Annotated in this window: 18 protein-coding genes; 8 read left to right on the plus strand and 10 right to left on the minus strand. The window is 43.4% G+C overall.

Translation table 11 applies throughout. From position 1 onward, the window contains the following. Positions 1 to 49: 49 nt before the first annotated feature. The 9 genes from E5342_RS01530 to E5342_RS01570 form a co-directional block, all read right to left on the minus strand. Entirely contained in the window at positions 50 to 580 is a 531-nt protein-coding gene (locus tag E5342_RS01530; protein ID WP_246867037.1) for a hypothetical protein, read from the minus strand. Between the two features lie 15 nt (positions 581 to 595). Further along, positions 596 to 1696 carry a sensor histidine kinase gene (locus E5342_RS01535; RefSeq protein WP_135958675.1) on the minus strand — a complete coding sequence of 367 codons (1101 nt, stop codon included), beginning with the start codon at positions 1694 to 1696 and terminating at the stop codon, positions 596 to 598. A 17-nt stretch (positions 1697 to 1713) separates the two neighbouring features. Beyond that, entirely contained in the window at positions 1714 to 3513 is a 1800-nt protein-coding gene (locus E5342_RS01540) for a TonB-dependent receptor (protein WP_121736541.1), read from the minus strand. 9 nt (positions 3514 to 3522) lie between these two features. After that, the gene (locus tag E5342_RS01545) at positions 3523 to 6522 is read right to left on the minus strand and encodes a tetratricopeptide repeat protein (RefSeq protein WP_121736542.1); all 3000 of its coding nucleotides are present in this window, start codon (positions 6520 to 6522) and stop codon (positions 3523 to 3525) included. Between the two features lie 96 nt (positions 6523 to 6618). Further along, entirely contained in the window at positions 6619 to 7140 is a 522-nt protein-coding gene (locus E5342_RS01550; protein ID WP_121736543.1) for an NUDIX domain-containing protein, read from the minus strand. A gap of 102 nt (positions 7141 to 7242) precedes the next feature. Then, on the minus strand, positions 7243 to 8229 hold the full coding sequence (locus E5342_RS01555) for an ROK family protein (protein WP_121736544.1): 987 nt from the start codon (positions 8227 to 8229) through the stop codon (positions 7243 to 7245). 175 nt (positions 8230 to 8404) lie between these two features. Beyond that, positions 8405 to 8776, minus strand: a complete 372-nt coding sequence (locus tag E5342_RS01560; protein ID WP_121736545.1) for a VOC family protein — start codon at positions 8774 to 8776, stop codon at positions 8405 to 8407. A 48-nt stretch (positions 8777 to 8824) separates the two neighbouring features. After that, the gene (locus tag E5342_RS01565) at positions 8825 to 9547 is read right to left on the minus strand and encodes an MBL fold metallo-hydrolase (RefSeq protein WP_135958676.1); all 723 of its coding nucleotides are present in this window, start codon (positions 9545 to 9547) and stop codon (positions 8825 to 8827) included. Positions 9548 to 9621: 74 nt separating this feature from the next. Beyond that, positions 9622 to 9882 carry a hypothetical protein gene (locus E5342_RS01570; RefSeq protein WP_135958677.1) on the minus strand — a complete coding sequence of 87 codons (261 nt, stop codon included), beginning with the start codon at positions 9880 to 9882 and terminating at the stop codon, positions 9622 to 9624. A gap of 934 nt (positions 9883 to 10816) precedes the next feature. Between E5342_RS01570 and E5342_RS01575 the strand changes: the two genes are divergently transcribed. The 6 genes from E5342_RS01575 to E5342_RS01600 all read left to right on the plus strand — a co-directional run bounded on the left by E5342_RS01575 (position 10817) and on the right by E5342_RS01600 (position 22960). Next, the gene (locus tag E5342_RS01575; protein ID WP_121736548.1) at positions 10817 to 14224 is read left to right on the plus strand and encodes a SusC/RagA family TonB-linked outer membrane protein; all 3408 of its coding nucleotides are present in this window, start codon (positions 10817 to 10819) and stop codon (positions 14222 to 14224) included. Between the two features lie 36 nt (positions 14225 to 14260). Then, positions 14261 to 16123, plus strand: a complete 1863-nt coding sequence (locus E5342_RS01580; RefSeq protein WP_135958678.1) for a RagB/SusD family nutrient uptake outer membrane protein — start codon at positions 14261 to 14263, stop codon at positions 16121 to 16123. A 322-nt stretch (positions 16124 to 16445) separates the two neighbouring features. After that, positions 16446 to 18185, plus strand: a complete 1740-nt coding sequence (locus tag E5342_RS01585) for a DUF6057 family protein (protein WP_135958679.1) — start codon at positions 16446 to 16448, stop codon at positions 18183 to 18185. A 9-nt stretch (positions 18186 to 18194) separates the two neighbouring features. After that, positions 18195 to 19664, plus strand: a complete 1470-nt coding sequence (locus E5342_RS01590; RefSeq protein WP_135958680.1) for a TolB family protein — start codon at positions 18195 to 18197, stop codon at positions 19662 to 19664. 36 nt (positions 19665 to 19700) lie between these two features. Next, positions 19701 to 21473, plus strand: a complete 1773-nt coding sequence (locus tag E5342_RS01595) for a DUF6057 family protein (protein ID WP_135958681.1) — start codon at positions 19701 to 19703, stop codon at positions 21471 to 21473. An 8-nt stretch (positions 21474 to 21481) separates the two neighbouring features. After that, complete coding sequence (locus tag E5342_RS01600) at positions 21482 to 22960, plus strand: TolB family protein (protein ID WP_121736553.1); 1479 nt, start codon at positions 21482 to 21484, stop codon at positions 22958 to 22960. A 351-nt stretch (positions 22961 to 23311) separates the two neighbouring features. Here E5342_RS01600 and purT read toward each other — a convergent pair whose 3' ends face one another. Continuing rightward, positions 23312 to 24493: a formate-dependent phosphoribosylglycinamide formyltransferase gene (gene purT, locus E5342_RS01605; protein WP_135958682.1), complete on the minus strand. Its 1182-nt coding sequence runs from the start codon at positions 24491 to 24493 to the stop codon at positions 23312 to 23314. A gap of 431 nt (positions 24494 to 24924) precedes the next feature. On the opposite strand from purT, the gene E5342_RS01610 reads away from it, so the two are divergent. Both E5342_RS01610 and E5342_RS01615 read left to right on the plus strand, forming a co-directional pair. Next, entirely contained in the window at positions 24925 to 25608 is a 684-nt protein-coding gene (locus E5342_RS01610; protein ID WP_135958711.1) for an ABC transporter ATP-binding protein, read from the plus strand. Beyond that, complete coding sequence (locus E5342_RS01615) at positions 25601 to 26875, plus strand: ABC transporter permease (RefSeq protein ID WP_135958683.1); 1275 nt, start codon at positions 25601 to 25603, stop codon at positions 26873 to 26875. Before E5342_RS01610 ends, E5342_RS01615 begins: the two co-directional genes overlap by 8 nt. Positions 26876 to 26877: the final 2 nt, after the last annotated feature.

Consider the following 26877-nt stretch of genomic DNA (forward strand, 5'->3'; position numbering starts at 1 on the left):
TGGGCCAAATTTATTTAATGTTTAACTAGTCCCTATTTTTTATGGGACACTAATGGGTCATCATATTCAACAAATCAACCGAGTCGTCATACACATCCGGTTTCAGATGCTCTTTCTGACTATCCAGATTTTCCCGGAGATCCTTGGCCAACCCCGATGTCAGATTCGCGAAGTTATTGATATAATTCAGAGGGTTCAAGATACGGTCCACCAAACCTTGAGTCAATTGTCCTACGGTAGCCATCCGTTCCTTACGGACCAGCTCGTCCTGCGCCTCACCCAAGGCTTTCAATGCGGCCGCCAATTTCTCGGATTCCTCTTGGATCGCGTCTTTCTCCGAACGGATCTCCTGCGTACGCTCCTCTACCTCTTTTACCAAATACTCTTTTTGTTTGAGTTTCCGCTTGAAAACCAACTTAGAGATCTGGCAAAACAGAATCAAGAAAAGCAATCCGATCCATTCTTGATGACCGAACTTCACAGATACACAAATACCGACCAAGCTACCCAGCGTAACCCGCTCGCAAAGTTTAATCCGCCTTTTTAACCGATCGATCTCGGTATGTAAATCCTGTATCATGATGAACCTCCTTTCCTAACTATAAATAGGCAACGTAATCGTAACTTCCGTATATTTATCTTTCTCCGACTCGATAGCGATCGTACCCTTATGGTTCAAAACGACCTCCCGACTCAAGTAAAGACCTGTTCCTGCCGCTTCCGCGGTCGGTTTGGTGGTAAAGAACGGAGAAAAGACTTTCGTCTTTATCGTTTCTTCTATACCGACGCCATTATCACGGATAACCACTTGCAACTTATCCGCTTGAATACGCAATACCAACGAGACAGAAGGTTGATATCCCGGTTCCCCGAGCTTTTTCAAGACCGCATATATACTATTATCCAATATCTGCGACAAGGCTTTTCCCATCTGATCGATATTCACCTCGATTGTCAACGGTACGGAAAGCCCGGAGAATGATAGATCTACTTGATTCTTCTCGATCTCCTTCGCGTAATTCTTTCGCAAGATATCCAGATTGACCTTACATAAATCATTAATATCCACGCAGGTTCGATTCGCCGAATGATCTTTCAGCAATTCTTCCATCGCTTTTACGATTCGCACCGTGTTATCACCATGCTTGGCGATCTTATCCAGATTGCCGGTCAAAAGAACCAGCAGTTCTTGCGTATCATTATAATTATCGTGTTTACCGGTCTCTTCGTCCTCATCGATATTCTGCTTGATATCTTTCGCTAATGCAGCAGACAAATGAGCGAAGTTATTGATATAATTCAAGGGATTCAAGATACGATCCACCAGACCTTTCGTTAATTGGCCGATCGATGCCAGACGTTCCTTACGAACCAACTCGTCTTGAGCGTCCGCCAAGGCAGAAAGGGCACGGGATAGTTTCTCCGACTCCGCTTGCATCGCATCCCGCTGGAAACGCAATTCCATCGTCCGCTGCTCCACGAGATTAGAGACGAACTGTCTTTTTCGCAGACGGAATTGCGTATAATACTTTAACAAGAATAGAAGGACTACGGCTCCCACCAAATAATAAACCAGTTCTTCCTTCTTCTGGTAAACCGCCAAGGCGATCCACGCCGTCCCGATCACGGTCAGCGTCTCGATCACCCGCATCCTCCAGCGAAGGCTTTCCAGTTGTTTGATATTTATGTCACCCATCCTTCCTATTTCAAGTGTTAGAAATTGATATTTACGCCAATCATCGCACTAAAGCTTTGCAAAGGATATCCGTAATATACCTCATACTTCTGGCAAAGGATATTATTCAATTTTGCGTAAACACCAAAGGTATCGTTGAAGGTATAGGTACCTGTTAGGTTTAGCTCGTTGATGTTGTTCATCTTATACTCGCCCGCTCCACCTAATTGGGTATAACGTCCAGTAGCCAAATAATAGTCCAGCAATACGGAGACATTCTTTACCGGACGAACCGTCAAGCCTGCCGTCACTTCCATCTCAGGTTTGCCCCAAGCATGGGCTAGTTCCCCGTTAGCTTCCCCACCAATCCATGTATCACCAAAATTCGCTTTCCAATTATTATATACTCCCTTTAAAGACACATCGAACAATTGTTGATAACTATACTTCAAGTTAGCGCCAATAAAAAGCTGTTTCGTATCAATATCAGACATAGCCTCGCTGAAATTCCCGAAGTGATCTCTATCATAAATTCTCGACGGCAAGAAAAGCACATCGCTACTCGTTATCTTATAACCGGCGAACACATCGAACCAAAAACCAGGAGCCACGCCACTCTTTATACCTAAAGTAGCATCCAACCAATTACGGGAGGGGGCGATCTCTTCTGTAGGATTTACATAACGATTCACCAAAGAGGTCTCATACATACTATTGGAATATAACTTACCACCAGCGTTTAAGTAAAGCAAGGTCTTATCTGCCACCTCTATGTCTGCCGCAATATTGGGTGAAGCCATGAACTTACTATTATCACCGGTCACCAACATCACATTAGCACCCAATTTCAAGTTCCAGCTATCCCCCTCCACCTTATAATATGGGGAAAGGATTACTTCCGCATGATTCTCGAACTCATAAGTATAATAGGTACCTGATGTAGTTTCTTTTTTTCCGGGTAAACTATAGTTGAAATACTCTACCTGTCCACCCAAGCCAATCCGCATATTCCCGTTAAAACCGGCATTCAAATCGAATTTAGCGTCAAAAGTATGTTCCGTAGGACCATCCGCTGGTTTGCCCAACCCGTATTTATGCGAGAAATTTATATAGCCCAAATCCAGTAAGTACCCGAACGGTGCGTCTTCCTTCGACTCAAATCCGATATTAGCAGCTATCGTCTGGTTTACTTGATTTGTTTCTCGATCCGCTCTATTTAATAAATCCGAGTTTGTAGCACTTGATGTTACATCAATAGGCAGCCCATAATAATTAAACGCCGAATACCCGTACTTCGCACCGATACTAAATATCGTCTTATCAAAAACATGCTTGAAATTGATGCCTCCCAGATTATCGTTGATCTTCGCCTTTACCTTCTCATCGTCCATCTGGATATATTTCACCTTTCCATTCGTAGAACGATGTGAATACCAAATATTCAACTTATCCTTTTCGGTACTCAAGATATGATATCCCAAATCACCATTTATATTTAGATAGGTACCGATACCAAAGTTAAAATATCCCCGGCGCTTGTTGTAATCCATCTGCGTCATGATATTTCCAGAAGGCAACAAGCTAATCTCCTTCTGAGGATCGGCGGCGATCGTATAATTCGAGTAATCGATCGGGATCTTACGAACCTCCGGCTCTTTCACCACGGGAAGCGTATTTACCTTGCTAGCGTCCTGCACGGAAGGATCATACTCCCGTTCAAGCGTCATCTCTCGGTTCAGGTTCTTTTCTTTCGTAACATCCTCTTGCGCACTCGCAGCAGCAGCCGAACCCAGCAAAGCTACCACACACAACACCTTTACATTATATATAGTCTTCATCGCTTTCTTTTATTTCTTTAGTTTACCCAATCTGTCTTCGATCATCGCGGCGATCTCATCATCGCCCTTGTAGTTGTTTTGCAAACTGGTCAGATATTGACGAGCTTGGAAATCATCACCTTGGCGGATATAAATATCAGCCAACAAGATAAAGCCCCGTGCCAACCAATATTGGTGAGGCGTACCGTTCTCGATGAAGTTCATCAAGACAGTCTCAGCATTCTTATCATCCTTATTATCATAATACAATTGAGCCAATAGATATTTAGCCTCCGCCCCGTGTATCGTACGGGTATCCTTGCTGATCTCCTTCAAGTCGGCCAACGCCTTGTTCTCCTGCTTTAAGCTAATATAAGCCTTCGCACGGACATAACGGGCCTCGGACATAATCTCGGGAGATAGCTTCGGTTCCTTCAGCAAATCGTTGGCAGCAAGCAAAGCCTCTTGCGGCTGGCCTGTCAACTCGGCGCAACGCATCAAACCCAATTTAGCAGCCTCTTTATTCTCAGGATTCTCCGCCACCGTCTGTAGATGTTTGAAACTTTCCATAGCGGAGGCGTAATCCTTATCCAGATACTCGATCTCAGCTTTACGAGCCCAAGACTCTTCCCTGAATTTCGTATCACCGCTCTCCAATACCAACGAGAACAGACGTTTCGCCTCCTCCAGATCTTTCTTGGCAAAAGCGATACTTGCCAAATAGAAATTAGCGTTCGAGCTAAACGCTCCCTGCGGGAAAGTTTGCAAATAATTCGTCAAACTACGACGGGCGCCCTCATTATCGCCTCGCATAAATAACTTCTCGGCCGCCAAATAGGTCAAGGAGTCTTGCTCACTCACCTCGAAACGAACATTTCCACCTAATGTATTTGCATAGGCGGCAAACGAATTGATATCGTTTAACTCGATATATACGGACTTCAAGTCTTGCAAGGCCACTTTCGCCTCCTCGCTACCCGGATAATTGCTAATCACGCTCTTATAAGCCTCGGCCGCTTTCTCCGGTTGATTGTCGTTGAAATAAATCAAACCAAGCTGTACGCCGGCCTTACGAGCCAGACTGCTTTGCGGGAAATCACGCATCAATTGCTCAAAGCTTGCCGCAGCCGCTTGATTATTATCCAATAACACGTAAGAACGTCCTTTCTCGAACAAGGCATCATCTACATATTGTGATTCCGGGAACTCACGGATCAAGCGATCCATCACGCTGATCTTTCCCTTATAATCTTTCTGTAATCCCAGCAAGAAACCCTTCTGATACACCGAATAATCTCCGGCGGACGGTTGCAATTGCGCCGCACGGGTATAATTCTCCTCTGCCATAGCGAACTGACGGTTATGGAATAAACAATCGCCGATACGATTATAAGCGTCCGCATAAGCCGGAGCCTGCTGATTGCTTTCCAGATTCACGTATTGACGGAAGCGATTCAACGCCTCGCCATACTCTTTCAATTTGAAGTAGCTGTAACCTAAATTATAATGTGCCAAGGCATACATATCCGTATTACGTTGGCGGGTATTATTTAAATACGTGCGATAATCGGAAATCGCCTTGTTATACTCACCTTGGCGATAATAAGATTCCCCACGCCAGAAATAAGCGTCGTTACGAGATTCTAGATTATAAGCACCCAATGAAATCGCACGGCTGAAAAAATCAACCGACTTATCCAATTCCATATTCGTGAACGCCTGCGTTCCCAACTGAAATAAGATATCTTGCTTTGCCTCCAATATCTTCGTACTCGGGTGCTTGATCTTATCGATAGAGTTCAGAGCTGCTTGATAATTCTTGGTAGTCAAATAAACCTCTACCAAATAATCGTTTACCTTATCGGCATATTTGGAATTCGGAAAATCATTCAAGAATTCCTCGAAGATTGTCACCGACTCACCAAAGCCAGTGAAAGCGGTCTCATGAATCAATAAAGCGTAATTATACATAGCCGCCTCTTTCACTTGCTTATCGAAAGAAGAGGTAGCGGCAGCCTCGAAGGCCATACGGGCGTTGTTCTTATCTTTCAATTTTAGATAACTTTGTCCCAGATACAAATAAGCGTTCTGCGAAAGGGCATCGTTCTCACGTACAGTCCGCCCCAAAGCGTTCACGGTACTGCTGTAGTTACCCTTGTTATAATAACATACCCCCAAGATGTACAAGTCGCCCCTCAGCGGATCACTTGTAGAGGATACATATTTACTCAGCATATTAATAGCTTGATTCTCATTTTCCAAATGATAGTAAGCATTACCCATGATACGATAAACCTCGCTATTGTTCTCGCTATCGGGATAAGAGGCAAGCAGTTCCTTGCCTTCGCTGATCACTTTCTCGTATTTATTCTGGATAAAATAAATTTGCGTGATGTAGTACAAAGAGCGCTCCTTATAGTCAGGCAAATCCTTCAAGCGGGTAAATTCCACCAAGGCATTGTTGTATTTACCTGTCGCATAATTAATATAAGCGACATAATAGGTAGACGCTTCCCGGTACCTCGTTCCAATCTGCTCGATCCGTGCAAAATAACCATAGGCCCTCTCCATATCCCCGGTTTGTAAAAAGGAATAAGCCAAACGGAAACAATAGGCTTCCTGTTGTTCCGAACTTAACATATCAATGTTAGATTCGTTAAACCAAAAGATAGCTTTCTGATACTCTCCCCGTCCGAAATGGGCAGACCCAATCAAGAAATTCACCTCGTCCACATGACGGGAAGCCGGATACACATCCAAATAATCTTTCAATAACTCAACGGCATTGGGACGACCTTGCTCATAAGCCGAATAGACCAACATATAATCGGCTTCTTGAATCAAGTCGGCATCCGTGGAATGCTGTTTATATGCCTCCAGCTTATCGATACAACCTGAATAATTCTTCAAACTAAACAACTCCTTGCCTTCGACAAACAAACGGTTTGGCGCATCAAATTGATACGATTTCTGCCCGCTAGCCATGTGGCTGCCTACTACCAAACACAGCGGAATAAGTATTCTTTTCATCACTCATTTGCTTTTTAATACAAGCACTTACATCAGTGCCTATTCGTTCTAAATCGCAAATATAAGTAATAAGTGCCAAACAAAAGGCAAGTTCTATTAATATTTACCAAGATAGATCGGTACCGCCTTCCGAATAGAGCCCAAACCGAAGTCTTCAGGATCCACATCCTCCGGGCGAAGAAGCACGATCTCTGCGGCATCATCTTCCGCATGCACGTTATTGAAATCATCTACCAAGCACTCATAAAACATGTCCAACGTATGCACCTCAAAGCCGGAATACATATATAAATTAGGCAAGGAAAATAAATAACGGCAATTCCGAATATGCAACCCCGTTTCCTCTCTTATTTCCCGGTAAGCGGCCTCCTCTCCCGACTCAAACATATCGACAAAGCCGCCAGGTAAATCCAATGTACCTCTAGCCGGCTCTTTCCCCCGACGAACCAACAATAGCTCTCCCTTAGCATTCTTTATAAAACAAGCGACAGCCGATGATGGATTGAAATAATAAACAAAACCGCATGCCATACATTTTTTCGCTTTCTCGTTATGTTCCACGAATGCCTTTGCCCCACAAACCGGGCAAAACTGAAATTGATAGAACGGATGTCTCATACTTCTATGATTAAAATTCTATTAAAAACAACAAGCCGCATCTAAATAGATGCGGCTTGCCTTATTTTACTGATATTTTTAACGTTACACGTAAAATAAAATTTAGACTTCCAAACCAGCGCTTTGGTCTCTCACTTCCCAGCCCAAAGCACTCGCTCCTAATACGGCTGCGTCGCTCTCTTTCAATTGAGAGAATAATAATTTAGTCTTACCCGCGAATACTTTCAACATATTCTTCTCCATCGCACGCTTGATCGGGTTCATGATCAAATCGCCTGCTTTCGTAAGACCACCGAATAAAATAATAGCCTCCGGACTAGAAAATGCCACGAAATCAGCAAAAGCCTCACCCAACATCGTACCTGTAGCCTCAAAGATCTCAAGAGCGATCTTATCATTCTTCATAGCTGCGTCATACACGTCTTTTGAAGTGATTTCATCCGGGTCTAAATCACGAAGGACACTCTCGTCCTTACGGATCTCCAGATATTCACGAGCTGTACGAGCCACACCAGTAGCTGAAGCATAAGCCTCCAGACATCCTTGGCGACCACAACCGCACTGCCGACCGTTGTTACGACGCATGATAACATGCCCCAACTCACCAGCAAAACCGTCATGTCCGTATACCAAGTTACCACCGACTACAATACCGCTACCCACACCGGTACCCAAAGTGATTACAATAAAATCTTTCATACCGCGAGCAGCTCCGTAAGTCATCTCACCGATAGCGGCAGCGTTGGCATCGTTTGTTAAAGCAACAGGAATACCATCGATCTGTTCGCTTATCAATTGAGCCAAAGGAATTTTACCTTTCCAAGGCAAATTCGGAGCGAATTCAATGCAACCATTAAAAAAGTTCCCATTCGGGGCACCAACTCCCACACCTTTGATCTTATCCGTGCCTCCGGCCTGATCGATGACAGATCTCAACCCTTTAGCCAATTCTGCTACATAGTCATTAACGTCGGCGTATTTACCAGTCTTAATTGATCCACTATACAAGATTGTTCCTCTTGCGTCAACTACACCAAAAACAGTATTGGTACCACCTATATCGATACCCACTACATAAGGCTTCTCCATGATTTTATATTTAGGATTAATAATGATTTTCCTCTTTCTAGGTAGCAAATATAAGAGGTTTAACACAAGTTGCAATACGATTTGAAGAAAATTTTACAGATTCCTATCATTTTATCTCCTTTTTTCGAAAACTTATGTTAAGCAACATTGTTATATAATAATGGGGGAATTATCGCTAGGGTAATATCTCGATCCAGTAGTCATCCGGATCATTAATAAAATACAATCCCATCTCGGTATTCTCGAAGCAAACCGCTCCCATTTCCTTATGGTATTTACGTACCTCATCATAATCGCCGGCTACCCGGAAACAAAGATGGCTCTCATTGTCGCCTAACTCATAAGGTTCTTTCCGATCACGCAGCCAAGTCAACTCCATCAAGAAACCTGTTTGCTCATCCGTTAAATAGACCAATATAAAAGAACCGTCTTCCGCAACTTTTCGATAATGCTCTCTCAACCCCAACGCTTTGTTATAAAAAGCGATACTTTTCTCCAAATCCAACACATTAATGTTGAAATGATCAAATCTACCTTTAACTTCCATACCTAAATAAATTTATATGTTTTCAAAAACCTATACATTAACAATATATCATATATCGGTTCCTTCGCCCGGAACAGACAAGACAACATACCGGCAACCTTTCGACTCAGCATACGGAGCAAAAGCCATGACCTCCGCCGGACGTTCCCAGAAATGCATCGGCACAAAGACACCGGTCTTTATCCGGTCGATGAATTGTTGGGCACCTCGCATGAAGTCGGTTCCTAAACGAGGATCTACCGGAAACATGACAACATCCATCGCCTGCGTATATTTCGCTATTATATCCAGTTCTTTCAGGAAATTCCCTTCAGCCTTCGCAACTTCCTGTGGAGTAGACTCATCTTTCCAATGCCAGTTATTCAAGTCTCCGGCATGAAATATCTGTTTACCTTGCGTCTCAATCAAAAAAGAGATACCGACATCAGTCGATCCAAACGCCCTAATCATTAAATGCTCATCTTGATACACATCTCCCTTCTTCATATAAAAAGCGTCCTCGGCTTTTGCACAGCGGCGTTTCAAGATATCCTTGGAGAAAATATATTTGATATCGTCTTTCTCTGCCTTCCATTTCAACACGTCTGGATTAAAATGATCCGGATGGAAATGCGAAGACAATATATATAATGTACCCAGACACCTCAACAACTCTCCACACACAAACGCTCTAGCCAGATCTGTATCCGTATCTTTGAAGTAATCAATCAAGATAGAAAAACCTTCGGCCTCTACAACAAAGCCACTATGATAAATATATGTCAGTCTCATCCTATTCTTTGTTTCACTTGTTCTTCTTTCTCTCAGTACCCATAGAGGTAAATCCCTTTATATAAAATTTAAATCTATACACTTAACAAACTATTTATTCCATTAACCATATATTGCCATCGACATGTCAAGCCTCCCTCTATCGGGCATCGCAAGCGATCATTAGTCGTATGCGTAGAAATAATCATCGAACTCTGCGCCCCCATCACCCCGTGCCGTCTTAATACCAGCAAGATCACTTTCCGCTCTTCGGACCTACTACCCTTAGAGCATTGGCCGTTCAGGCAGAGGAGGTATTGAGAAGGTATGGCCTCGATATTCGGTTTCTCTTCCACATTATATAATATACATATTGGTTTTCACGGATGGAACAACCGTCATTTCTACAAATGTACGATAAAATCGCCACACAGCAATAGATAGAAATCCCTTGTATGACAAGAAACAATCTATACCTTATATATAAAGGTTTCTCAGATACGTTTGAGAGAATATTATTTTATCGAATTTGTACGAGACATCAAGACATTAGGAGGCTGTGGGCTCAAGTTCTTCAATCAGGAGGTGCACTTCCTGCGAGTAATTACACATAATAAGTGGACTCTTAATCCAGGAGCAGGTGTAACATTTTGCAATATGTATTATACAAATGCTCGAAAAAGAGATGTGATCGTGAATTATAACACATCAAGTAGTTCTCGTGTAGAATTTGAATGCTAGGAAGAATCGGTAACCATCCACCTCTCCAGCCCTACGGAGAAGAAGATCAAGTGTACCGACATAGAGTTCAACGGGGAAATCATCCTATGGAGCAGTCTGGTTCGAATTAACAGAATAGGATTTATCGCTAAGAAATGACTAACCTAAACGATCGTTTAAACAATCCATTTTATTCATGGAAATAGAAAGAATCGACTCTAATAGTATTTACGAGAAGATCAGAAGCTATCTAGCATTGTAAAAAGGGGATACGCAAAAAAAATTAATAAAAAAGTTGTAAGTATCAAAAAAAAAAGCAGATCTTTGAAAACGCAAGATTTAAACGATGGTTTAAACTAGTCGTTTCTTTGAAATTATGAGAAAACTGGATAGATAGCCTATCCACAAATCACTCATAACGAACAAATTACACGATTAATAACACACATACATGTTTACCAAGTAAAAAAGTAAATAATAGAGAGTGTGCTTATTAAGCAGATAGAGTGTGAATTTAGAAATAGAGCAATTTATATTTTTTAGTTTATAACACCTTAAATTCTAATTTGTATGAGCAATGTTGTATCATGGAAGCCTTTCCTTTTAGGAGCTTCTTTTCTTCTGTACGGAGCCGGAACGGCTTTAGCTACAGAAACGGATCATTTGTATCCAACATCCAGCACAGGACTTATGAGCGTACAGCAAAATGGGCGGCAAGTAACCTGTACTATCGTAGATAAATCCGGTCCTATCCTTGGAGCTAACGTAGTCGTAAAAGGAACTACTATTGGAAACATCTCGGACATGGACGGTCGTGCCATAATCGACAATGTGCCCGCAAACGCAGTCTTAGTAGTATCTTATATTGGATACGTAACTCAAGAAGTGCATCTTAAAGGAAACCAAACCTCTATCAAAATTACGTTAGTGGAAGATTCTCAAGCCTTGGACGAGGTAGTCGTAACGGGTTATAGTACCCAAGCGAAGAAAGACATCACCGGATCCGTGGCTGTAGTCGCTACAGACGACTTGAAAGAGACGCCGGTATCCAACTTTGCCGAGGCTTTGCAAGGCAAGGCAGCCGGTGTATTCGTACAGGCTGGTGGCGGTCCGTTGGGTGAGACTACGATCCGTATCCGTGGCGTAGGATCCGTGAATGGTTCCGACCCATTAGTGATCGTGGACGGTGTATCTGGCGTAGATATCGATGCCGTAAACCCGAACGATATCGAATCCATGCAAATCTTAAAGGATGCAGCTGCTTCCGCCATCTATGGTGCGAAAGGAGCGAATGGCGTTATCATCATCACGACTAAGCAAGGAAAGAAAAACGATAAGGTGAAAGTCTCTTATAATGGTTACTTCGGCGTGGCGAAGATGGCGAACGACGGCTATGGTCTATTGAACGCTTGGGAAGCCATGGAGTTCCAAGAGGAAGGACAACGAAATGCGCTCAAATACCGAAATACACTTTACTCACATTCTCAGTTTGGTACAATTGGCGCTGACGGCTTAGGGCATCTAACAATGCCTTATGCCATTAAGCCAAATGGTTTGTCAAAAGAACAAGTCATCGAGCAATTCGGTTCGATCGACGCTTGGAAGGCATCTTATAAAGATAATGGAAAGAACACATGGTCTCGTTCCGCTTATTATCAAATGTTAGAAGATGGATATTCGGAAGCGGAGGCTCGTAAAGGAACAGATTGGTACGATGAAGTTGTGCAGACTGGAAAAGTACAGGACCATCAAGTATCTGTAACCGGTGGTGGAGAAAAAGCGACTTACGCCATGGGATTGGGTTATATGAACCGCGAGGGAACAATTAAAGAATCATGGTTCCGCCGTTATTCCTTACGTGTCAATACAAACTTCATGCCCAACAAATATTTCTCTATCGGGCAGAACACCAATATCGCAATCATTGAGAATTCCGGTGAACGTGGTCGCCAAGGTGATGATAACACGTTCGGCAAAACTTTCTCCATCCAACCTTGGGTACCTATCTATACGATTGGAGGAGACTATTCTGGCTCACAAAACTCTGAGGGAGGGCGTGCTAATACAGCTGTTCAGACCGTAGACAACGAAAAAGACAATCGTCGCCGTTTCTTACGTGCGCAATCCATGATCTATGGAGAGATCAAGCCGCTAGAAGACCTTGGAGAAGACTTGAAGATCCGTACGCAATTCAGTGCCACGTTAATGGGCAGTTGGGACTATTGGATGAACAAACGTACGATCATGACGAATAAGGAGGGGGCTTCTAATAACAGTTTCTACGAACGCGCTGACTATCGCCTAGGATACCAATGGACAAACACGATCACTTACAACAAGACGATCAACGAAGATCACAAAATCGGAGTTGTACTAGGTAGCGAGGCTATTCGTGAAGGTCTAGGTCGCTGGATCCAGGCGAGCCGTATTGATTACGTATTCGAGGATAATCCAAACTTCTGGACAATAGCTAATGGCTCTACCAACAATAAGGATAATAATGGAAACAAAAACAATACGACTACGATGTTCGGTATCTTCGGTCGTGCTGATTATGCTTATCAAGGTAAGTATTTGGCCACTGTTACCGTCCGTCGAGACGCATCTTCTCGCTTCTCCGAAAAAAATCGTTGGGGAACATTCCCTTCTATTTCTTTAGGCTGGCGTATGTCTGATGAGAAATTCATGGAGAAAACTCGTTCATGGTTAGACGACTTGAAGATTCGCGCAGGTTACGGTACGACAGGAAACTCAAATATCGATCCCTATAACTGGGCTTTCCAATATGGTACGGCAAACAAGTACTTATACAGCATAACAGGTTCTGATACAGACGTGGCTCAAGGATTCGGCGTGACCAACCTAGGAGATATCGAAGCAAAATGGGAAACTTCCAAGATGTTAAATACAGGATTTGATCTAACTACATTAGATCAACGCTTGAACATCAACTTCGACTGGTATCTGAAGAAGACTTCCGGTATGTTGATTGACGCAAACTGGTCTGCCTTAGCAGGTAATGCCAGCAAGCCCAAGATCAATATCGGAGATATGGAGAATAGAGGTATTGATTTGAACATGACTTGGAGGGATAAGGTAGGAGACTTCGACTATTCAATCGGTCTAAATCTTTCCCACTACAAAAACAAACTTACCGAAATCGGTACAGACGCAGGTATTTTCACGGGTACACGTATATCAAACATGAACGTATTGATGAAAGGTCATGCGGTAGGTATGTTCCACGGTTATCAATTAGACGGCATCTATAAGAGTGAGGACGAAGTCAGAAACTATAAGAACGACAATGGACAAACAGTATTACCTTTCACGGTAAGTGACCCTGAGAAATTGATCGCTAGTGATTTCGTAGGAAAGTACAAGGTAAAAGATATAAACAACGATGGTAAGATCGATGCTGATGACCGTACATTCATCGGTAATCCGCATCCGGATTTGACAGGAGGCTTGAACCTAAGTTTAGGCTGGAAAGGTTTCGACTTAAGTACTTATTTATACTTCTCCATCGGTAACGACATCTTTGCCATGTATAAATATTATACCCATTATGGAGCATTACAATCCGCTTATTCAAAGGATCGCCGCGACAACTCTTGGCATCCGGAGACAAATCCGGACGGAATCTACCAGATGTGGGCTACCGTAGGAGGTGAAGGAGACTTAGCGGCTAACCAATCCAACTCGGGTTATATCGAAGATGGTTCGTTTTTGCGTATGCAAACTTTGACTTTAGGTTATACGCTTCCCAAGAAGATCCTCAACAAAATCAAGATGGAGAAGATCCGTGTTTATGGGCAAGTCGCAAACGTATTTACCATCACTGGATATTCAGGACTGGATCCACAGGTACGCACGGATAACGGTTCCGGAGGTTCTAACGACCGAAATATGGGTACGGACTTTGGCTCATACGGTATGCCACGTCAATTCATCCTTGGTGTAAACGTGACATTCTAGTAGAATGATAATTGAAAACAATTAAATTTAAACACAATGAAGAAACTATTTATATATGCGGCGATCGTCGCTGCGGCAACGGGAGGCATGACATCTTGCTCTGACTTCCTAAATGTGGAACCGGCAGGAAAGGTGAGCGAACCTGACTTCTTGACACAATCCGGTGTTACCCAGCTAATGACGGGTATGTATGCCACACTGCATGATTACACTGGAGATGACTATTGGCAAAGTCTTAGTAACTATGTCTACGGTGATATTATGGGCGGAAGTGCCAATAAAGGATCCAACTTCACGGACCAACCGGATTTCACAAGTTTGGAGACTTACACGTTCACGACAGACAATAGTTATTTAAATAACAAATGGAGAAGCTGTTATAACGGTGTTTTTATGGCAAACAACGTGATAAATGTAGCAAATAAAGGCGAGGAAGCAAATTCTTTATCTACCATCGCTGGCGAAAGCAAGGACTTTTTGACCGAGACAATCGCCCAGGCTCGCTTCTTCCGTGCGTTTTGGCACTTTGAGGCAGTCAAGATCTTTGGAGCAGCTATTCCTTACGTTACAGACAAGGATTTGGCCGAAAGCGTAAACCCCCAAGTATCCAACGTAGACGAAAGTGGAAATTATATATATATTTGGGATAATATCGCAGAGGATTTCCAATATGCTTATGAAAATCTACCCAACACATGGTCTACAGATAAAGGACGTGTAAACAAATGGGCTGCCGCCGCTTTCCTTGCGAAGTTGAGAATCTACCAATCTTCGCCCTACAACGGAACAAACGGAACAAGCAACCATTGGGTCGAAGCAAAAACCATCCTTGAAGATGTTATGACAAATGGCAAAGACAATAACGGTACGAAATACCAGTTAGCGGAAAACTACGAGAAATTATATCTCGCCGGCGAGTCTGACTGGACTGGAGAATCCGTTTTTGACATCCAAATGGCTATTTCAGGTACACAAACAAACACCAATGCGATTAACGGTGCTCCTCACGTAGGTTTCCAAGGAGCATTAGGTACAGGAGGTTGGGGATTCTATCAACCATCTTATGACATGGTCAACTCTCATATCGTAAATGAGTCTGGTTTACCAGAAATGAATAACGCTTATCAAAATGTAGCACCTCTAACTACGATAGATAAAGCATCTGTACCTCACACAGATCTAACGGTATATACCGACCCTCGTTTGGACTTTACCGTAGGGCGTTTCAACGTGCCTTATTGGGATTGGTCTATTCCTACAACCATCTCTGGCTGGATTCGTGAGCTTTCTAACGGTGGACCGTATTTGCACAAGAAAAATATTCCTCGGAAAGCAGACCAAGGAAGTCTATCCGTATCGACTGAAAGTGCGTCATCGGCCAAGAATTTCCACTTAATCCGTTATGCTGACGTATTATTATGGTATGCTGAAACATTGATAGAGACAGGTAAACCACAAGAGGCCGGTCAATATATCAATCAAATCCGTGAACGTGCGGCTAAAGCTTATGTTCACGCAGCGGATGAGACAACAATGGCTGAGGCTACATCTCCTTATATATTTGATAATAAGATCAGTGGAACACAAGGTGTGAACGCAGCGGCAAACTATCGTATCGGTCTATATCCGGCTTCACAGTTCGCTACCAAAGAATCGGCTACCAAAGCTTTACGTTGGGAACGTAAAATCGAAATGGCATTGGAAGGTCATCGTTGGTTTGATTTGGTACGTTGGAATATCGCCGCAGATGAGCTGAATAACTTTGTCTCTTATGAATCTAAGTATTTGGGTAAGTACATAAATAAATATTATAACCCGAAATGGGCAACTTTACCCATTCCTCAAAAACAGATCCAGCTGATGAATGGTATTTTGGTTCAAAACGAAAACTGGAAATAATCAATTAGGTTAACTATTTTAAGCGGCCGGGCATGTTGATATGCCCGGCTTGCTTTTTTAACTTTCTAGCGAAGTCCATACACAGACAGTGCAACCAATCAAAACAATTACCAAACGCAGTACTACTGCCTAGGGCAAGTAATATATACTGCGTTAGCCAAGTCGGTATATATTACTTGCCCTAGGCAGTATCTTCCACAAAAAGAATACTGAAATTCTTTTGGGCACAATTCCCCTGTTTTTATGACTCCTAATGCCCCTATTTCCGACAAAAATACTATCTTTGTTATAGGTTAAATCATTAAAAAAGTATTTTCCACTCATGAGATATAAACAAACATTCTTCGGTTTGATCCTGTTTATCCTATTAGTTTTTTTCTTGCAAATAACCAGCAAGTTTCATTTCTTTTATATCGAGCAGCTTCAACTATTCCAATTTTCCGGAGACTATCTTGCGGATAAAATCAGTTATCCGGGAGGTTTATCTTCGGTCATCGGGGAATTTTTGACACAATTCTTTATCACCCCTTATCTCGGCCCCATTATCTTTGCCGCATTGCTTACCGGCATAGGGCTTACCATGAGGACTGTCGTAAGACAAATCACCCCGGAAAAAGAATTGTATCTGATTTACTTACTCCCCGTCTTATCCTTATTATTGGCTCAATACGATTTCAATTACTTACTACAAGGAACAGTGGCCTTTTTAATTTGCCTACTTTGTTTGAATGGGTGGATACGGATCAATAACTTTCGATTCCGATTATTTACGGCTCTATTTATCACACCTCTACTTTTCTGGATAGGAGGGCCTATAGCCGGATTATTCACGGTCTGCGCATTCATCAAGGAATTATTCGGCCAATTCAAACAAGGAGTTATCTTCTTGGTGATCCCCATCGAGTTTACACTCATAGCGACCGGTAGCGTATGGGCGACAGTCGTCACCGATTATCATTTCGCATTCCTACCGGATGCCTATTATCATCCGATCTTACAAGCTCCGAATGTCATATATTTTTCCTGGGTCAGTTTGCCGCTTTCGCTGATCTTCGCATTCACATGGCCCAAAGGCACTTCGAAAAAGAGAGATAGGATAGAGGTATCCGTACAACTTATCATAATTCTCGCACTTTGCAGGTTCGGGATACCAAGATATAATGATCAAAAATCTTATCAACTAAAGGAACTAGATTATTATGCCCGAAACGGACAATGGAATCAAATCATCCGGAACTGCCAAGGTCCGATCAAGAATTACTTATACTTGACTTACCTAAACAACGCCCTTGCAGAGAAAGGCGAGTTAGGAAACCAAATGTTCGCATTCGATCAACACGGACCTCAAGGATTATTAGCCTCTTGGAATAAGACTTCTTCCGTATCGACCTTACTTAGCGACACCTATTTTACGCTTGGAGAAATCGCCTTATCGCAAGAGATGGCATTTGAAGGATATGTCACCGTGATCGGGGCCGGTAATCCCCGGAACCTACAACGCCTAGTCCAAACCAACTTGATTTACGGTACATATCCAATCGCAGAGAAGTACATCGATATATTAGAGAAAACTTACGCTTATCATGATTGGGCGAAACGACATAGGGAATTCCTATATAATGATAAAGCCATAGAAGAAGATCCGGTACTGGGGCTTAAACGAAAAGGACTTCCCCTTCGTAACAACCTTTCCGGTGTAAACGGGTTAGAACATGATTTATTGATCCGGGCAGAACAAAACCCGGAGAATCAGATTCCCATCCAATTTGCCGGAGCCATCTACCTTTTATCCAAGGATATGAAATCTTTCCAGACATTCATTGAGAAATATTACGGAACATCTACACTTCCTTCCCTTCCGACGAGTTTCCAGGAAGCGGTTATTTTACTAGCCGAGAAAGACTCGGATTATTGGAGACGGTTCAACGTGTCCGAAAATGTCATCCGGAAATTCACAGGTTACAGGAATCTTGTATTGCAGAACCGGAATAACCCACAGCTACCCCAATTGATAAAAAACTCTTTTGGAGACACCTATTGGTCTTATTACCTTCTTAAATGATTCATTGCCATGAAAAAGTACTATCTATATATTATATGTGTATGCTTTATCGTACTGGGGATATTTTCATGTTCAGACACGATTCCGGTAAGCAAGGAAACCTCAGAGAAACCGATATTATACCCAGATTACGCAAATGTAACGATACCGAATAATATCGCTCCTCTGAATTTTAAGATACAGAATGCACATACGGAAGCGTTCGCTGTTTTCTGTTTTGAGGAAGTGAAGTTGCAGGTGAAAGAAAAAAAGGGGCAATTCCATATTCCTGCCGCCAACTGGAAAAAGCTACTTAAGAAAGCGACAGGCAAAACGATACAAGTAAAACTTTATGCGAAGGATAAGGAATGGCTGAGCTATCCGGAATTCTCGTTGTTTATCGCACAGGAACCTATGGACTCCTATCTAGCCTACCGTCTGATAGAGCCCGGATATGAACTTTGGAACCAGATGGGTATTTACCAACGGAGCCTGGAAACCTACGAACAAAGTCCCATCATGGAAAATAAACACAGTGGACAAAATTGCATGAATTGCCATTCATTTTGTATGCAAAACCCCAACAAGCTGTTATTCCACATGAGAGATAAATACGCCGGGACTTACTTAATAGACGGAGGTAAAATAGAGAAATTAAACACGAAAACGGAGCAAACGATTTCCCCCTTGGTGTATCCCTCTTGGCATCCTTCCGGGAAATACGTGGCATTCTCGGTAAACCAAACGAGCCAGAGCTTTCATTCCAATGACAAAAACAGGATCGAGGTTTTCGATAGCCAATCGGATGTAGTGGTATACGATACCGAGAAACATGAGATCATCAGTACTCCCGCCATTCGTACGAAAGAGGCTTTTGAGACATTCCCTACCTTTTCTCCCGACGGAAAAACGCTTTATTTCTGTACCGCCGAGGCACGTTCGATGCCCCACGAGTATTCGGAGGTAAAGTATAATCTTTGCTCCATAGCGTTTGATCCGGTAACAAGGAGTTTCGGATCAAAGATAGACACATTATATAATGTACGAGAGAATGGAAAAAGTGTCTCTTTTCCCCGTGTCTCTCCCGACGGGAAATTCTTGTTATTCACCTTATCGGGCTACGGGAACTTCTCTATCTGGCATAAAGACGCTGATTTATATCTTCTGGATATCGAGAGTGGTTTTTTCCATCCCTTACGAAACGCGAACAGCACAGACACGGAGAGTTATCATTCATGGAGTAGCAACAGCCGATGGATCGTTTTCAGCAGCCGACGAATCGACGGATTATATACCCGACCTTATTTCGCCTATATCGACGAGAACGGAAATGCCTCCAAACCGTTCCTATTACCACAGGAAGATACGGATTTCTACCACCGGTTCATGAAATCATATAACATACCCGAATTTATCACGGGAAAAGTATCATCTAACATACGGAAAATCAGCAAACTTGCCAAGGAAAGCAAGGGGGTTGACGTTACTTATCATAAATAGATCGAATCTGGGAAACATACATAAAGTAAAAAGAACATGAATAACTCAAGCAAAAAGATCATACCTATTCTTCTGCTCTTATTGTGCACCTGCCTTCTGGGGTTACATTTACAAGCCACTCAAGAAGCAACCTTCTTCTACCGGGAACAACAGCAGATCTTCCTGTTCGATAGTGAATATGTATTGAATATACTTAAGACAATTGGAGGATTGGCTACGATTTGTTCCCAATTTATTATACAGTTCTTCAAGGTGCCGCTGATCGGATCGCTGGTGACTGCCTTGATCGGTGGAGTCTCTGGTTGGTTATTCTGGCTGACCTTACGAAAGATACATCCGGCATTATATCTTATGCCCTTGGCCTTTCTCCCCATCCTATTCCAATATCTTTACCTAATGAAAGATAGCTATCATTATGAAGGACTGACAGCCATGTTGTTTTGGTCATTGGCGCTTAACGTATATAGTTACAGCGCACGAAGATTTAATTGGACGTACCGTACCTTAATTGGTTGCTTGCTGGCTATCGGATTGTTTTACACGATGGGATCTGTAGCTATATTATTCGTCCTTAGCAGCTTACTATTTGACGTATTACAAAAAAGCGAACGTTGGTACGCAAGCTTCATCCCGTTGCTGCTGCTACTTATCGTAGGCTCCCTATGTGTCTTAGGAGGCAGTAAACCCGATTATGACTATGTATTTTGGATGAAAGATTACGTAGAATATTTCATTGAGCTGGAACCATTCTACGGCTTCTCTTGGCAAGTAGCGCTACTCGTTATGTTTCTATTCTTCCTATCACGTTATTTAGATCACATAAAAACCTATTTAAAAGCTTTAGTAGCCGTAGCACTACTTGCCTTATCCGGTATGTATTATACGCAAACGGCTCTTCAACAGAGGAATAAAGATTTCTATACGTTGATGCAAATGTTTCATTACATAGATACCGAGCAATGGGACGCCATAATCTCATCCGCCGATCTGAACTATAATAACTACTTACACCTGAATTGCCTAAACCTTGCCTTATCGCATAAAGGGGTGATACAGACTGATTTATTCAAATACCCGCAAAGCGGAATACAATCTTTGGTCTCAAAGTATCAAGCGCATATAGAAGAAAGTTTCCTATTCAGCCAGATATACTACCATGTAGGAATCACGTCTTTGGCATACAATTTCGCTTTTGGTACCTCGGTGGGAATTACACACGGCAGTCCCGTCATGACCAAATTATTAATAAAATCCCATTTGATATACGGACAGTATCCCGCAGCCGAGAAGTTTATATCCCTATTGGAAAAGACATGGGCCTATCATGAATGGGCCTCCTCGCAACGAAAGTTCTTATATAATGACCTAGCGGTGGAGAACGACCCGGAATTAGGGACAAAAAGAAAAAGTCTATCCAGCGACAAAGACCTTTTCGCCAATATAATCGGATTGTTTGATAACTTGATGATTATATTGGAAGAGAATCCCCAGAATAAAGCCGCGTTGGATTATACGATCGGCATATTATTATTATCGAAAGACCTGCCCGCTATAAAAATGTTTGTTGAAAGATTCAGTGGAACGGAAGTACTCCCTACATTGCCCGAGCCTTTGCAACAGGCCGTGATCTCTTATGCGGAGCATGATCCGGATTATTGCCGCAAGTATGGGGTAACCGATAAAGTCCTGTCCGAGTTCTCGCTATTCAAGCAACGTGTATTGGGGCTAAGGCATGCCCGACAAGATATAGCGGCTGGAATAGCCGACTATCGACCTACTTTTTGGTACTATTTGATACTCTCAAAATAAAAACACATATGGAAAAACAGACTTACACGAATACAAACCGATATTTTTTCCTTTTTCTCATCGCCTTGATGGTTTCATGCTCCAAAAGTGACATACAGATCACCAAGAGCTTAAATGAGGAAATAACCATTTATCCGGATTACAAGGATGTAACCATTCCTGTAAACATCGCCCCACTCAATTTCTCTATCGCCGATAGCAGTGAGCACTGTCTCATCATTAAAGGGGAAAAGACCCAATTCCAAGTTTATAGTGATGAGGGGCTCTTTGAGATCCCACAAAAGAGATGGAAAGCCTTATTGAAAGAGAATGCCGGAAAGCAAATAAAACTGACCATCGCTAAACGCATACAGGGCCAATGGAATGCCTATATACCTTTTCATATGGACATCGTAAATGATTCCATTGATAAATATATAGCCTATCGCTTATTAGCCTTGAGCAATGATATGTGGAACAGGATGGGCATCTATCAACGAAACTTGGAGAATTATGACCAAAGCGTGATTTACGAGAACAGCTTAACCGACTATAATTGTGTAAACTGCCACACGTTTTCCTCCGGGAACCCGGACAAAATGATTTTCCATATGCGAGGCAAACACGCCGGTTCCGTACTGATTGATGGAAAGAAAATAACCAAGATAAATACCAAGACACCCGAGACTGTCTCAAACTTTGTATACATGTATTGGCATCCGAATGGTAACTATCTGGCGGCCACCGTATGCGATACCTACCAAAACTTCTTCATCAATAATCCCAATACGCTGGAAGTGTTGGATCATAACTCCGATATCGTGATCTACGACGTGAAGAAGAACGAGATATTCTCTTGCGAAGCGTTAAATTCCAAAGACGCGTGGCAAATATTCCCCGCATTCTCTCCCGACGGAAAGAGCCTCTATTTCAGCTCGACCGCCGCCGTAGATTCTATTTCCAAGAACTTCAGACAAATGACCTATAGCCTATGTCGTGTAGACTTTGACCCGGAAACCCGTACTCTAGGCCAGCAAGTAGATACTTTATATAATGGCCGGACCAACCACAAAAGCGTATCCTTTCCTCGGATCTCACCCGATGGTAAATATCTGGCTTTCACCTTACAGGAATATGGCGGCTTCGGTGTTTGGCATAAAGATGCCGAACTATATATGATCCGGCTATCCGACGGAAAGACGTACCCGCTGACCGAGGCGAACAGCCCCGAAGGAGAAAGCTATCATTCATGGAGCCGCAACAACCGTTGGATGGTATTCAGCAGCCGCAGATTGGATGGATTATACACGCGTCCGTTCTTCACCTATATCGATGATAGCGGTACGGCCCATAAACCATTCCTCCTGCCGCAAAGAAATCCCGTAAAATATTATAAAGACCTGTTGTGGACTTACAATCTCCCGGAGTTTATACAAGAAAAGGTCCAAATAGACACGCATGCCGTGATGGAAACAATGAGAAATACAAAAGGAATCCATGTAAAATAAGAACAATAGCTAGGGTGGGCGAAAGGAGATAAGGATGTCTGTTTGGTTAAATCAACCCACCCTGCTATGATCTGTTTGTTCACTCTTTTATCGCCACCGATAATGAAAATAGAGCGTTTCAAATCAACGCCCATATCTCCATTCGTTGTATTCATAAAATAAGAACAAACTCTCGGCAATCAGATTTCACTCTTTAGTGAAACAAACATATGTAATCTGCGTTTATAGATTATCAAATACCTCTTTAAAAACCTGAGGCAAAAATAAACTATTCTGACAGATAAATAGGCCTGCAAATATTCACATTTCATTCACAACACACACCAAAACGTCCATTTATCCTAGGAAGGATCACAATTTAACATTTAAACGTTCCATCATCATTCCAGTCTTCTCCCTCGCCTCCGTCACATCCAAACCACGGGCCAGCAAGACGGCCATACGACGATGTCCGTGCACTTCCGGTTTTCCAAAGAAACGCATCTGCGTATCGGGTTGCTCCAAGACCTTATCCAGATTGCCCAAAGCCAACCGGTCACTATCCCCTTCCACTACGACGGCACGGGAAGCTCCCGCTCCGTGAAACGCAATATTAGGGATCGGCAAGCCCAGCACCGCACGAGCGTGCAAAGCAAATTGAGACAAATCCTGTGTAATCATCGTCACCATTCCGGTATCGTGCGGACGGGGGGAAACCTCGCTGAATATAACATCGTCTCCCTTGATGAATAATTCCACGCCGAAAATGCCACGTCCGCCTAAGGCCTCGGTGATCTTACCGGCGATCTCACGGGCTTTCGCTTTAGCGGCAAGGCTCATGGCTTGCGGTTGCCAAGACTCACGGTAATCACCATCCACCTGAACATGTCCCACGGGTTCCAAGAAAGACGTTCCTCCGATATGACGAACCGTCAGCTGGGTAATCTCATAGTCGAAATCCACGAAGCCTTCCACGATCACCTTACCCGCTCCCGCACGTCCGCCCTCTTGGGCGTACTGCCAAGCATGATCGATATCCTTTTCCTTGCGAACCACGCTCTGCCCGTGTCCGCTCGAGCTCATGATCGGCTTCACCACGCAAGGCATACCGATTACCTTCACCGCTTCCTTGAATTCCTCCTCGGTCTCGGCGAAACGATACGGCGAGGTAGGCAAGCCCAGCTCCTCGGCCGCCAAGCGGCGGATTCCCTCACGGTTCATCGTCAGCCAAGTGGCACGGGCGGTAGGAATCACATGGTATCCCTCTTCCTCCAGTTCCATCAAGGTACGGGTAGCGATCGCCTCCACCTCCGGCACGATATAATCCGGTTTCTCTTTCTCGATGATCTCCCGCAAGGCATCGCCATCCAGCATGGAGACCACATAGGAACGATGCGCCACCTGCATGGCCGGAGCGTCCGGATACTTATCCAAGGCGATTACCTCCACGCCATAACGCTGCAACTCTATTACAAACTCTTTCCCCAATTCACCCGAGCCACAGAGCACTACTTTAGTTGCCGTAGCCGATTTGGGCGTACCAATTGTTACCATAAATCTTTCTGTTATTTGAATTCTGCCACAAAGGTAAGGGTTTAGATAAAGATAGCCTAGGGCTTTTCCCTTTATCTATTAAGAGGAAGAAGCACAGACATTCATTATCCACCAACTGTTGGACGATCATCCACCAATTGATAGATGATCTTCTAACAGCCGTTGGATGATCATGCAACAGCCATTAGAAGATGAATACATATAGTCCCGGCACTTAGACTGACGGCTCGTATGGCCTAATAGATATTGATAAGAGAGCTAAGCCTATTCTATCAAAACCTTTTGTTAATATTGTATAATTACAACTACCTTGTGATACAAGGTATCTTAGTAAAACATATCTTTGTGCCCAGATGATAAAAGTGTTCGCCAGCAGCGTAACTTATTTAGTAAACTGTACGTCTAATATATTAAAGTAACTACATAATATGATGATTCAACTGAGAGGAATAAACAAAACGTACTTTAATGGAGCCCCACTGCACGTTTTGAAAGGTATCGACCTGGATATAGAGAAAGGAGAGATGGTATCTATCATGGGAGCGTCCGGTTCCGGTAAGTCAACCTTATTGAATATCTTGGGAATATTGGATACGTACGACACGGGCACCTACCAATTAAACGGACAGTTGATTCAGAATCTCAGCGAAAGTCGTGCCGCCGAGCTCCGGAACCGGATGATCGGCTTCATATTCCAATCTTTTAACTTAATCTCATTCAAGAATGCCATGGAGAACGTCGCCCTCCCACTCTATTATCAAGGGGTCAGCCGTAAAAAGAGGAATGCCATGGCACTGGAATATTTGGACATGGTGGGATTGAAAGATTGGGCGGAGCATATGCCAAATGAGATGTCCGGCGGACAGAAGCAACGGGTAGCGATCGCCCGGGCCTTGATAGCGAAACCCCAAATCATATTGGCCGACGAGCCGACCGGAGCGTTGGATAGCAAGACGACCGTGGAAGTAATGGAACTACTACGCAAGGTAAACCTAGAAGGTATGACCATGGTGATCGTTACCCACGAACCCTCCGTAGCGGAGGCTACAGACCGGATTATCCGGGTTAAGGACGGGTTGATTGAACGTATCGAAAAAGAAGAGAATCATGTTTGACTTTGATAATTTCAGGGAAATATGGAGCACCATCAAAAAGAATAAGCTCCGTACCTTCTTGACCGGCTTCTCGGTCTCATGGGGTATTTTCATGTTGATCGTGTTACTGGGAGCGGGAAACGGGTTGCGCAATGGTATCATGTACAACTTCAGGAATATGTCTACCAACCGGGTCGAGGTATGGACACGCTATACCACCAAGCCTTGGAAAGGTATGCAATCCAACCGTAGCATCAGTTTCAAGGAAGAGGACTTAAGCGCCTTGAAGAGAGACCTCAAGGAAGTAGATCTCTGCTCGGCTACCATTTCCCACAATGACACGATCACTTACAACGAGGAATATGTGACAGGACAGACCAATGGCGTATATCCGGACCATGCCCCCATCAATTACGTGAATGTAGAGACGCGTAACGGTCGCTTCATCAATGAACAGGACATGAGGGACCGAAGAAAGGTGATCGTGATCAGTCCCCGTATGGCCGAGATCTTGTTTCGTGACGAGAAGCCGCTGGGTAAATACGTGAAATGCGGGAATATGATGTATCAAGTAGTCGGCGTGTATAACGACGATGACAAAAGCAATAACGCTCCCGCTTACATCCCATTCTCCGTAACCCAATTACTATATAATAAAGGATACGGCTTCGGATCGCTAACGTTTACCTTGAAAGGGGTAACTACCGAAGAGGAGAATAAGACCTTCGAGGAACGTTTCCGGAAATGGATGGCACGTCGCCACCAATTCGATCCGACAGACAAGAACGCTATCGGTATGTGGAACATGGCGAATGAGTTCCTCATGTTCGACAATATGCTGAACGGGATTACTTTATTTATCTGGATTATCGGCATCGGAACCTTGATGGCAGGAATCGTGGGAGTGAGCAACATCATGCTGATCACCGTACGGGAACGTACCCGAGAGTTCGGCATACGCAAGGCTTTGGGAGCAAAGCCCGGCTCGATATTGGCATTAGTGATAGCCGAGTCCATCCTTGTAACAGCCGTCTTCGGCTATGTCGGGATGATCATGGGGATCGGGATTACGGAACTAATCAATCACGCCATGGAAATGGCCCAAGCCGGGGCCCAGTCTGGAGGGAATATGGGAGAGGACACAACGGTCTTCCGCAACCCGACCGTCAACCTGGCGATAGCTAGCTCAGCTACGGTCTTGATCATCATAGCCGGCGTATTGGCGGGTTATTTCCCGGCTCGCAAGGCGGTAAAAGTCACGGCTATCGAAGCCATGAGAACGGAATAATA

This window comes from Parabacteroides distasonis, from assembly GCF_004793765.1.
Taxonomy (GTDB): Bacteria; Bacteroidota; Bacteroidia; order Bacteroidales; family Tannerellaceae; genus Parabacteroides; species Parabacteroides distasonis_A.

What these genes read in the sequence shown, in the direction of transcription:
- E5342_RS01530 (WP_246867037.1), bottom strand. Translation starts at nt 580, where the DNA reads ATGATACAGGATTTACATACCGAGATCGATCGGTTAAAAAGGCGGATT.
- E5342_RS01535 (WP_135958675.1), bottom strand. Translation starts at nt 1,696, where the DNA reads ATGGGTGACATAAATATCAAACAACTGGAAAGCCTTCGCTGGAGGATG.
- E5342_RS01540 (WP_121736541.1), bottom strand. Translation starts at nt 3,513, where the DNA reads ATGAAGACTATATATAATGTAAAGGTGTTGTGTGTGGTAGCTTTGCTG.
- E5342_RS01545 (WP_121736542.1), bottom strand. Translation starts at nt 6,522, where the DNA reads ATGAAAAGAATACTTATTCCGCTGTGTTTGGTAGTAGGCAGCCACATG.
- E5342_RS01550 (WP_121736543.1), bottom strand. Translation starts at nt 7,140, where the DNA reads ATGAGACATCCGTTCTATCAATTTCAGTTTTGCCCGGTTTGTGGGGCA.
- E5342_RS01555 (WP_121736544.1), bottom strand. Translation starts at nt 8,229, where the DNA reads ATGGAGAAGCCTTATGTAGTGGGTATCGATATAGGTGGTACCAATACT.
- E5342_RS01560 (WP_121736545.1), bottom strand. Translation starts at nt 8,776, where the DNA reads ATGGAAGTTAAAGGTAGATTTGATCATTTCAACATTAATGTGTTGGAT.
- E5342_RS01565 (WP_135958676.1), bottom strand. Translation starts at nt 9,547, where the DNA reads ATGAGACTGACATATATTTATCATAGTGGCTTTGTTGTAGAGGCCGAA.
- E5342_RS01575 (WP_121736548.1), top strand. Translation starts at nt 10,817, where the DNA reads ATGAGCAATGTTGTATCATGGAAGCCTTTCCTTTTAGGAGCTTCTTTT.
- E5342_RS01580 (WP_135958678.1), top strand. Translation starts at nt 14,261, where the DNA reads ATGAAGAAACTATTTATATATGCGGCGATCGTCGCTGCGGCAACGGGA.
- E5342_RS01585 (WP_135958679.1), top strand. Translation starts at nt 16,446, where the DNA reads ATGAGATATAAACAAACATTCTTCGGTTTGATCCTGTTTATCCTATTA.
- E5342_RS01590 (WP_135958680.1), top strand. Translation starts at nt 18,195, where the DNA reads ATGAAAAAGTACTATCTATATATTATATGTGTATGCTTTATCGTACTG.
- E5342_RS01595 (WP_135958681.1), top strand. Translation starts at nt 19,701, where the DNA reads ATGAATAACTCAAGCAAAAAGATCATACCTATTCTTCTGCTCTTATTG.
- E5342_RS01600 (WP_121736553.1), top strand. Translation starts at nt 21,482, where the DNA reads ATGGAAAAACAGACTTACACGAATACAAACCGATATTTTTTCCTTTTT.
- purT (WP_135958682.1), bottom strand. Translation starts at nt 24,493, where the DNA reads ATGGTAACAATTGGTACGCCCAAATCGGCTACGGCAACTAAAGTAGTG.
- E5342_RS01610 (WP_135958711.1), top strand. Translation starts at nt 24,925, where the DNA reads ATGATTCAACTGAGAGGAATAAACAAAACGTACTTTAATGGAGCCCCA.
- E5342_RS01615 (WP_135958683.1), top strand. Translation starts at nt 25,601, where the DNA reads ATGTTTGACTTTGATAATTTCAGGGAAATATGGAGCACCATCAAAAAG.